The organism is Frankia sp. CcMO1 (assembly GCF_977945845.1).
In genome coordinates this window covers 23,790-33,626 of record NZ_CDWTMG010000004.1, presented here as the reverse complement: position 1 = coordinate 33,626, position 9,837 = coordinate 23,790, and the positions used below count along the sequence as shown (strand labels likewise).

Here is a 9,837-nt window from a genome sequence, read left to right as displayed (position 1 = left end):
CGCTACCAGGACCCGGCCGCCGGGTGCCAGCGCCCGCCGGGCCTCGACGAGCAACGGCACCGGATCCGCCAGGTGCTCGAGGATGTGGGAAAGCAGCACGAGCTGGTGACTCCCGTCGGGGACGAAGGGCAGCCCGGCGCTCAGATCGGCAAGTTCGACGTGGTCGCACTCGGCCGCGGCGGCGGCCCGCTCGGACGGATCAATCGTCACCCCCGTCACCCGCCAGCCCCGGGCCCTCAGCAGCCGCGCGTTGTCCCCGGCTCCGCACCCACAGTCCAGCGCCTTACCCGCCGGTATGTCGATCAGATCGAGGAGAGGCGGGTTACCACCGTTGCGGTACCGCAGATCGGCTTCCATACACGACCCCTTGTCGCCATCATCGGAGAAGCTACAGGCAGTCAAGAGAACTCGAAACGTTACTATGACACGCTCCACAACACAGGACTACCACCTGGAGAAACATTAAAATCACTCTCCGTGCAGATCTCGCGCCGATCCACCGCCCCGACCGCCTCCCTCACCGATCGACCTGCCCGGGTTCTGCTGCTGAGCAGTTCCCGCGGCCTCGGTGGTGGGATCGAGCGTTATCTTTCGACGGTCGAGGAGACACTGCGGGCCGGTGGGGCCGATCTCCTGCGGGTCGACATGCTGGAGCCAGGCGTCGAGCTGACCCCGGCGATCAGGGCGCGCTTCGCGTCGCGCGCGCTCGCTGCGGCGCGCCGCTTCGGCCAGGCCGACAGTGTGGTCGCCGGGCACGCCAACCTCATCCCCGTCGCGGCGGCAGCCGTCCGACTGTCCCGGGCCCGCCTCGGCCCAGTGCTGCTCTACGGCACCGACATCTGGGGCATGCGCCGCACCGACCGCGCGATCCTGCGCGCCGACCCGCTCCTGCGCCCGGTCACGATCAGTTCCTACAGCGCCGGCGCGCTGTCGACGCTGGGGCTGGCGCCCATCCTCCGGCCGGGCATCTCACCGACGTGGCGGGCGACCCTGCTGGCCGAGGCGAGCCGCCGCCGGCCGTTGTCCCCCGTACCGACCATGCTGAGCGTGTTCCGGCTCAGTGACTGGGTGGGCAAGGGTGCGGGGGTCCTGCTGGAGGCCGTGGAGTCCGTCCGGGCCACTCTCGGCCCGGTCCGGCTGGTGTTCGCCGGGCAGGGCCCGGCACCCGGGGCCCTGCACGAGCTGGTGTCCGCGCACCCCGACACCGAGCTGCACGAGTCCCCGGCCGACGACGCGTTGGCACGTCTCTACGCCACCGCCGACCTGTTCGCGCTGTGCACCCGCACCCGCTCGCGCGGGCCACGGATCAGCGGCGAGGGTTACGGCATCGTGCTGCTCGAGGCGCAGCTCGCCGGGTGCGCGGTGATCGGACCCGCCTCAGGCGGTAGCCACGACGCCTACCAGGACGGCGTGACCGGGCAGACGCCGATGGACGAGTCGGCGCAGGCGCTGGCGGACGTCCTGCACGGCATGCTCGCCGACCGAGCGCGACTGGCCCGCGTCGGCCGGCGCGCCGCGGAGTGGGCCGAGGCCGCCACCCGGCCCGACGACTACCTCCGCACGGTTTTCACCGCCCTGACCGGACGGCTACCGAGCAGCGAGGGCCGGGACATCCCGGTCCAGCCCACGGGTGCCGGAACCCGGCGGGGGGCGACACGGGTCAATACTCCCACCGGATCGGCGTGACTCCCGGATCCGGATCACGACGAGAGCGTCCATCCCGGGCCTGAATGATCCGGACGGTCATCGAGGAACCCGCCTGATCATGAAAAATGCATCGAACGGATCGGACTGATCCTCACGCGACGCGACACACAGGTCAGTAAACCCCGATACCGAACCCGATACGAATATCAAACATCGACCAGAGGTAACCATAACACTATCGGCAGTAAACAGCCGGAAATGGTTGCCGGCCGCTCCTACTCCAGGTAGTCGCGCAGCTTCTGCGACCGGGAGGGATGCCGAAGCTTGGACAGCGTCTTCGACTCGATCTGGCGGATGCGCTCCCGGGTGACCCCAAACTCGCGCCCGACCTCCTCCAACGTACGCGGGTGCCCGTCAGTGAGCCCGAAGCGCAGCTGGATGACCTTCTTCTCCCGGTCGGACAGGGTGTGCAGGACCGAGTCGAGCTGCTCCTGAAGCAGGATGAAGCTAGCCGCGTCTACCGGGACGACGGCGTCGCAGTCCTCGATGAAGTCCCCGAGGTGGGAGTCCTCCTCCTCACCGATGGGGGTCTCCAGCGACACCGGCTCCTGTGAGACCTTGAGGATCTCACGCACCTTGTCCGGAGTGAGATCCATCTCCTTGGCGATCTCCTCCGGACTCGGCTCCCGGCCGAGGTCCTGCAGGAGCTGCCGCTGGATGCGGATCAGCTTGTTGATGGTCTCGACCATGTGCACCGGGATGCGGATGGTGCGTGCCTGGTCGGCGATGGCCCGCGTGATCGCCTGCCGGATCCACCAGGTGGCATAGGTCGAGAACTTGTAGCCCTTGGTGTAGTCGAACTTCTCGACCGCCCGGATCAGGCCGAGGTTGCCCTCCTGGATGAGGTCCAGGAACAGCATGCCGCGCCCGACGTACCGCTTGGCGATCGAGACGACGAGACGCAGGTTCGCCTCAACCAGCTTGCGCTTGGCGATCTGCCCGTCGCGTTCGATGGCCTCGAGGTCCCGCCGCATCTGCGGGGAAGTTTTCTTGGTGGCCACCGCCAGCTTCTCGGAGGCGAACAGCCCCGCCTCGATCCGCTTGGCGAGATCGACCTCCTCCTCGGCGGTGAGCAGGGGGACCTTGCCGATCTCCTTGAGGTACATGCGCACCGGGTCGGAAGTCGGCGCCTTGAGGGCGAGCTCCTCCTCCTCGCGGCGACGGCGGGCCAGCAGATCCGCCTCGTCGGGGCTCTCACCTCCCGCCTCGAGTACCTCGATGCCCTCGTCGTTCAGCACCTGCAGCACCGTCTCGGCCTGCTCCGGGGGCAGCTCCGCGGCCTGGATGGCGACCGTGACATCCTCGGTGGTGAGGAACCCGATCTCCTTGCCCCGGGTGATGAGGTCCTTGACCTCGTCCACCTGGGCTTCGCGGGGTAGGACGGTAGGACTCATGGGCGGAATCTCGTCACTTCCTTCTCGGGATCGACCCAGGTTACGCGGCACCTACGCCCCGCTCCCGGAGTTGATGCTTGTGCTGCTCCAAAGCAATCAGCTCGCCGAATGCACGGCGGAGGGCCTCGGCGTCGGTCACCCCGTTGAGCCGCTGCACACGCGACTTCAGGTCCGTGATCCGACGGGTCACATGCAACTCCTGTACCCGCGACATCTGTTCGTCGACATAACGATCATCCACATCGTGGTCGCACAGCACCCTCTCCACTGCGAGGGCAGTAACGAAGCGTCGCAGCTCCTCCTCCGGAGCCGCCGCGGTCAGCTCGGTCACCCAGGTGGTGACCTCACCGGACCTCGCCAGCCCCGCGCACACCCCACCGGCCTCGGCGATGAGGTCATGGACGGCACGGTGCGCGGGAACAGTGAACATCTCCGAAGCCAGCGTGTCGAACATCGGGCCCGCAAGCCCGGGATACTGAACGGCCAGCTTGAGCGCCTCACGCTCCACGATGACCGCCGCGTCATCGGCCCCCGCCCCGTGCCGGCGCATCGGCGCGGAACGGGCGCCAGCCCGCTCGCCCCCCTGCCGCGACCGGTGCTCGGCCACCCGGCCCACCACGAACCGCTCGTCGAGAAAACCCAGCCAGCGGTCCAGGTTCACCGCGTACCGGTGCCGCAACGCGGCGTCCTTGAGCCGGTTGACCAGCGGCGCGGCGGCGTCCAAGGCGGCGAGCCGGCCCTCGGTGGTGTTGAGGTCGTAGCGGTCGAGCACCCCGCGGATTGCGAACTCGACCAGCGGCACCCGGCTGGCGACCAGATCCCGCACGGCGCCGTCGCCACCGCTCATCCACAGCTCGCAGGGGTCGCGGCCGGAGGATTCCACCGCCACGAAGGTCTGGGTGGCGAAACGCTCCTCGTGCTCGAAGGCGCGTAGCGCCGCCTTCTGCCCGGCCGCGTCGCCGTCGAACGTGAAAATCACCTCACCGCGACGCTCGTCGGAGTCCATGAGCAGCCGGCGGACCACCGCGACGTGCTCGGAGCCGAAGGCGGTGCCACAGGTCGCCACGGCCGTGGTGACCCCGGCGAGATGGCAGGCCATGACGTCGGTATAACCTTCGACCACCACGACCTGGTACCGCCGGGCGATGTCACGGCGGGCGAGGTCGGCGCCGTAGAGCAGGTTCGCCTTCTTGAACAACGGCGTGTCCGGCGTGTTGAGGTACTTCGGCCCGGCGTTCGAGGCGTCCTCCTCGGCGAGGCGTCGCCCACCGAAGCCGACCACCTCACCGGCGAGATCCTTGATCGGCCACATCAGCCGATGATGGAAACGGTCGATCAGGCCCCCGCGGGCGCCCTGTTTGGCCAGCCCCCCGAGCACCAGCTCCTCGCCGGTGAAGCGCCGGGCGAGCAGATGCCGGGTGAGGGTGTCCCAGCCGGTCGGGGCGTAGCCGACCTCGAAGCGCGCCGCCACGGTAAGATCGAATCCCCGCGCGGCGAGGAAGTCCCAGCCGGCGCGCGCGGAGGCCTGCGACCCTAGCTGCTCGGCGTAAAACTCGGCGGCCACCCGGTGCGCCTCCAGCAGCCGCTGCCGCTGGCTGGACACCGTACGGCCGGTGGTTCCACCGCCCTCGTAGGCCAGCGTCACCCCGGCCCGACGCGCCAGGCGTTCCGCCGCCTCCCGGAAGGTCAGCCCGTCGATCTCCCGCACGAAGGAGTAGACGTCGCCACCCTGCTGGCATCCGAAACAGTGGAACAGGCCGGTTGCCGCATTGACGTAGAAGGAGGGTGACTTCTCGTCATGGAACGGGCACAGCCCGACGAGCTCGTTACGCCCCGCCGGACGCAGCTGTACGTGCTCGGCCACGACGTCCGCAATCGGCGAGCGATCCCGGACCAGGGCGACGTCGGCGTCACGGATTCGTCCCCCCACCCGTCCCTCCCAAGTCCGCGTTGAGACTCTGCGGGTACCCGAACGAGAGGTAGCTCGCCCGGGGCAGAGCGCCCGTCAATATGTTTGCCACGTCCATTCCCGCCGGATCGATGCTAGGAACATCACCCGCCGGCCCACCCGCCCTGTCGACGAGTGACGCGGCGCCCTCACATCGGTCCTACCGCTGCGATGGTACGTGTCGTAAGCACGACAGTACCGATCATGCCACGTGAATGTTGGGGACAGTGGCCGTGACGTGCGTGCCGAGCTGCGACGTCGGGCCGCGGGCCGCGCACCGGCTCACTCCCCCATCCGAGGGAGCGGGTGTCCCCCCGAACGGGGGAACACCCGAAACACCGTCGGGCCATCGGGCCAGCGGCGGACGCCCACCGGACCCACCACACACGGATCCGGCACGCACCGGACCCCCGCACACCGGACTCGTGGCTCACAGGACCCACGGCGCCGGTCGTCCACACAGCAGCGCATGCCGCCGCTCGGCGCTGGCGTCGGTCAGACGCGCCACCTGGTCGATGACGGCCCGTAGCCGTGCCGCATCGTCGGCGGCCATGCGGTAGGCCGCGCGCAACGACGGCTCGAGCACGTCCGGCGCGCCCCGGGAGAGCATCGCCACGAGCTCCGCGACCACCTCCCGCTGCCGGGACTGCCGGACGCGGGCACCCGGCCGCTCCATCACATACCAGGCGGTGACCCCCTTGAGCGCCGTGCACTCGGCCACGGTGTCCGGATCCACCACCAGATCCGCGCCATAGCGCCGCAGCGGACCGTCGGGATGGCACACCCGGGTGGCACGGACCGCGCTGTGCGCGAACCGGGCGATGAGCTCGCTGGTCATCGCCCGCAGGGCGGCCTGGCCCCGGGCCGAGGTGATCTCGGAGCGGACCCACCAGGGCTGGCACCGCAGGGTGCCCAGGGCGGCCGCCACCGCCTCGGCGGACGGCCCCGGGTAGCGGACGGCGGTCGCGGCGGCGAGCTCCGCCCGGCGGCCGGAATCGTCGAGGGCGGCTAGATCGATGTGTCCGGCGACGACCCCGTCCTCGAGGTCGTGCACCGAATAGGCCACGTCGTCCGCCCAGTCCATGATCTGCGTCTCGATACAGCGCCGGCCGGCCGGTGCGCCCTCCCGGACCCAGCGGAGCACGGACAGGTCGTCGGCGTAGGCGCCGAACTTCGCGCTGTCCGCCCGGGGCCCAGGGCGGCGCGGCCACGGGTACTTCGTCGCTGCGTCCAGGGTCGCCCGGGTAAGGTTTAGGCCCGCGCTGCGACCGCCACGGTCGACGATCTTGACTTCGAGCCTGGTCAGCTCGCGCAGGCTCTGGGCGTTGCCCTCGAAGCCACCGCAGGCGGCTGCGGCCTCGTCAAGCGCCAGCTCGCCGTTATGCCCGAAAGGGGGATGACCCAGATCATGTGCGAGGCACGCCGCCTCGACCAGGTCGGGGTCCGCTCCCAGCTCCTCGGCGAGCTCCCGGCCCACCTGGGCGGTCTCCAGGGAGTGGGTCAGCCGGGTACGCGGGAAGTCGTCGTCGAGCGGGCCCACGACCTGGGTTTTTCCCGCCAGCCTGCGCAGCGCGCTGGAGTGCAGCACCCGGGCTCGGTCCCGGGCGAAGGGACGGCGCTGGGCCGGTGTGGCCTTCGGGCGTTCCACGACCCGACGGGCCGCGTCCAAGGTGTCATACCACTCACTGACCACGAGCTTGAGAGTATCGGCGCGATTCCGCGACCTCCGTCGAGCTCAGCGGCGATACTTTGTGCGCACCCTTCCCCGAATCGGCCCGGAGGCCCGCCGTGGACAAGATCATTAGATATGGGGCGATCGCGTTCCTCATCTTCTTCGTGGTGACCGCGCCCAACAGCGCGGCCAGTATCATCGACCGCGTCTTCGACTGGCTGCAGTCCATCGGTAACGGGGTGTCCCAGTTCGTAACCGATACCGCTCTGTAATGGCTACCCGGCCACTCTTGATGTCTGGGACACTGCGGGCGTGGTGAGACTCCAGCTTCCGGACCCGGCTCAGCGCGACACCAAGTACCTCGCGTCCCAGGAACGCCTGGTGATGATGGTGCGGTCACACTGGGCGGTCCTGCTACCTGTCTTCCTGCAGACCATCGGGGCCGTACTGCTCGCGCTCGTGGCGAACATCCTGCTCGCCTCGCAGGACGTTGACGCCGGCATCATCACCACGCTGCTGTGGTACTTCGCCCTCTTCATGATCTTGAGGATGCTGTGGGGGGTCGTCGATTGGCAGTTCGAGCACCTTATGATCACTGACAAGCGACTACTGAAGGTGTCCGGGATCTTCTTCCGCAAGGTCCAGACGATGCCACTGTCCAAGATCACGGATCTCACGTACAACCGGGACCCGCTTGGCCGGTTGCTCGGGTACGGCGAGTTCGTCGTGGAGTCCGCCGGCCAGGACCAGGCACTTTCCAAGATCAAGTTTCTGCCGCGCCCGGACCGGCTCTACCTCACCCTGGTCGACATGACCTTCGGTGGAGCACCCGCCCCAGCCGGAGACGACTGAGGGACGGCCCGCGGGACCGGGCCCGACGGGTTGGCGCAGGCCTGACCGGGTGCCCTGACCGGGTGCGAGGTACCCGTCGCCGGACGTCCCCACCGATCCTGCTCATGCTCACGCCTGGTTCCTGCTCATGCTCACGCCTGGTCAGGCATGCGACAACGACGAAGGCGGGACCGGGGGATCTCCCCCGGTCCCGCCGGATGTCAGCCTTGTGCCTTCCCCCGCCCGCCGGCCGGCCGCTGGCCCTGGACGGGTCAGCGCAGCAGGCCGCGGGCAGCCTCGACGATGTGCTTCGCGGAGATGCCGGCCGCGTCCAAGAGCTCCTGCGACGCCCCGGAACCCGGCAGCGACCGCACCGCAAGATGACGGACCGACAGCGGCACGCTGCCGTCGCTGAGCGATTCCAGCACCGCGCTGGCCAGTCCGCCCTCCGGGTAGTGATCCTCGGTGACGACGATGCGCCCGCCGGTGGCCCGGGCGGCGTCGGCGAGCGTCGCCGCGTCGACCGGCTTCACGGAATACAGGTCGACCACGCGGGCCGCGATCCCCTCGGCCGCGAGCGTGCCCGCCGCGGCCAGCGACTCGTGCAGGGTGACACCGGCACCGATGAGCGTGACGGTGTCGGCGTCCGATCGGCGGAGCACCTTGGAACCACCGGGGGCAAACGGCTCGTCCGGGCCATAGAGCACGGGGTAGGCGCCACGGGTGGTGCGCAGGTAGCTGACCCCGGGCAGATCCGTCATCGCCTCGACGAGCTTCGCGGCGGACGTCGCGTCGCTCGGGTAGAGCACCGTCGAGCCGCCGACCGCCCGCATCATGGCGAGGTCCTCGAGCGCCATCTGCGACGGCCCGTCGGCGCCGATCTCGACTCCCGCGTGGCTGCCGGACAGCCGGATGTCGGCCTGGGAGATCGCCGCCATCCGGATGAAGTCGTAGGCCCGGGAGAAGAACGCCGCGAACGTGGAGGCGAAGGGCACGTAGCCACGCACCGACAGCCCGACCGCCGCCGCGACGAGCTGCTGCTCGGCGATGAAGATCTCGAAGAAGCGGTCCGGATAGATCTTGGCGAAGTCCTCGGAGTAGGTCGAGTTGCTGACCTCCGCGTCGAGCGCCACCACGTCGGTGCGGGCTCCGAGCGCGGCGAGCGCCTGGCCGTAGGCGCGCCGAGTCGCCACCTTGGCGCCGAGATCGTAGGTGGGCAGCGTGATGGCGGGCCGCTCGACCGGCGCCGGTCGGGGAAGGTCCGCGGGCGGCACCGGACCGCGAACCCGCAGGTCACGCAGGCCGCCGAGCTCGGCGATGGCGCGGTCGGCCATGTCGGCGGGAAACGGCTTGCCGTGCCAGCCCTCGACGTCCGCGGCCTCGGAGAAGCCCTCGCCCTTGCGGGTGCGGGCGAGGATGACGGTCGGCCGGGTGACGTCCTCGGCGTCGGCGAGCACCGCGTCGATCGCGGCGATGTCGTGGCCGTCGACGACGACCGCGCGGGCGCCGAAGGACTCCACCCGCTTGGCGTAGGTGTCGAGGTCCCAGCCGAGCTCGGTCGGGCCGCGCTGGCCGAGCCGGTTGACGTCGACGATCGCGATGAGGTTGGAGAGGTTGTAGTAGGAGGCCTTGTCCAGTGCCTCCCAGACCGAGCCCTCCGCCATCTCGCTGTCACCGCAGATCACCCAGACTCGGTAGGGCACCTTGTCCAGGTACTTACCGGCGAGCGCGACGCCCACGCCGTCGGGCAGGCCCTGCCCGAGCGACCCGGTCGCGACGTCGACCCACGGCAGGACAGGCGTCGGGTGGCCCTGGAGCCGCTCGCCGAAACGGCGGTAACCATTGATCAACTCGTCGTCACCGACGACCCCGACCGCCTTGAAGATGGAGTAGATCAGCGGGGAGGCGTGCCCCTTCGAAAAGATCAGATGATCGTTCGCCGGGTCCACCGGGTTGTCCCAGTCGTATCGAAGGTGGCGCGCGACGAGAACCGCCAGCACGTCCGCGGCCGACATCGACGAGGTGGGATGCCCGGAACCCGCCGAGGTGCTGCTGCGCACCGAGTCGACCCGCAGCTGCTGCGCGAGTTCCCGAACCGTCTCCAGGTCGGCCGTCCCGACCGTGCTCTCGGATACGGGAGTTGCCACACCAGTCTCCTTACAGTGTCGTTCCACACCCGGAAGGTAATCTCCGGAGGGTTCTCTCGCGCCTCGGGCAGCCGACTCCGCCGCTTTGCCTCACTACCACGTGTCGCACTACCCCCTCACCCGGCGATCCGAACCGTA

8 protein-coding genes are annotated in these 9,837 nt (G+C 69.4%); 3 read left to right on the top strand and 5 right to left on the bottom strand.

Annotation, left to right across the window (positions count from 1 at the left end; all coding sequences use genetic code 11):
• Positions 1-357: class I SAM-dependent methyltransferase (locus AC08OU_RS01450; RefSeq protein WP_476604099.1), on the bottom strand; the 357-nt coding region annotated here is incomplete at its 3' end.
• 120 nt (positions 358-477) lie between these two features.
• Here AC08OU_RS01450 and AC08OU_RS01445 point away from each other — a divergent pair.
• Positions 478-1,686: a glycosyltransferase family 4 protein gene (locus tag AC08OU_RS01445; protein WP_462186685.1), complete on the top strand. Its 1,209-nt coding sequence runs from the start codon at positions 478-480 to the stop codon at positions 1,684-1,686.
• Between the two features lie 236 nt (positions 1,687-1,922).
• Here the strand turns inward: AC08OU_RS01445 and AC08OU_RS01440 are convergent, their stop codons facing one another.
• The 3 genes from AC08OU_RS01440 to AC08OU_RS01430 all read right to left on the bottom strand — a co-directional run bounded on the left by AC08OU_RS01440 (position 1,923) and on the right by AC08OU_RS01430 (position 6,742).
• Positions 1,923-3,101: an RNA polymerase sigma factor gene (locus AC08OU_RS01440; RefSeq protein WP_035730083.1), complete on the bottom strand. Its 1,179-nt coding sequence runs from the start codon at positions 3,099-3,101 to the stop codon at positions 1,923-1,925.
• A 40-nt stretch (positions 3,102-3,141) separates the two neighbouring features.
• Positions 3,142-5,031 (bottom strand): DNA primase, encoded by a 1,890-nt coding sequence (gene dnaG, locus AC08OU_RS01435; RefSeq protein ID WP_476604098.1) that lies wholly within the window; start codon positions 5,029-5,031, stop codon positions 3,142-3,144.
• A 448-nt stretch (positions 5,032-5,479) separates the two neighbouring features.
• Positions 5,480-6,742, bottom strand: a complete 1,263-nt coding sequence (locus tag AC08OU_RS01430) for a deoxyguanosinetriphosphate triphosphohydrolase (protein ID WP_476598574.1) — start codon at positions 6,740-6,742, stop codon at positions 5,480-5,482.
• Positions 6,743-6,837: 95 nt separating this feature from the next.
• Here AC08OU_RS01430 and AC08OU_RS01425 point away from each other — a divergent pair, with 95 nt between their 5' ends.
• On the top strand, positions 6,838-6,993 hold the full coding sequence (locus tag AC08OU_RS01425) for a hypothetical protein (protein WP_462186682.1): 156 nt from the start codon (positions 6,838-6,840) through the stop codon (positions 6,991-6,993).
• Between the two features lie 40 nt (positions 6,994-7,033).
• Positions 7,034-7,573: a PH domain-containing protein gene (locus AC08OU_RS01420; RefSeq protein ID WP_462202797.1), complete on the top strand. Its 540-nt coding sequence runs from the start codon at positions 7,034-7,036 to the stop codon at positions 7,571-7,573.
• 251 nt (positions 7,574-7,824) lie between these two features.
• Here the strand turns inward: AC08OU_RS01420 and AC08OU_RS01415 are convergent, their stop codons facing one another.
• Positions 7,825-9,699, bottom strand: coding sequence for a transketolase (locus tag AC08OU_RS01415; protein WP_462202796.1), 1,875 nt, complete (start codon positions 9,697-9,699; stop codon positions 7,825-7,827).
• Between the last annotated feature and the right edge of the window lie 138 nt (positions 9,700-9,837).

Excerpts from the sequence above, each read along its gene's own strand:
- AC08OU_RS01440 (WP_035730083.1), bottom strand. The coding sequence starts at position 3,101 with ATGAGTCCTACCGTCCTACCCCGCGAAGCCCAGGTGGACGAGGTCAAG.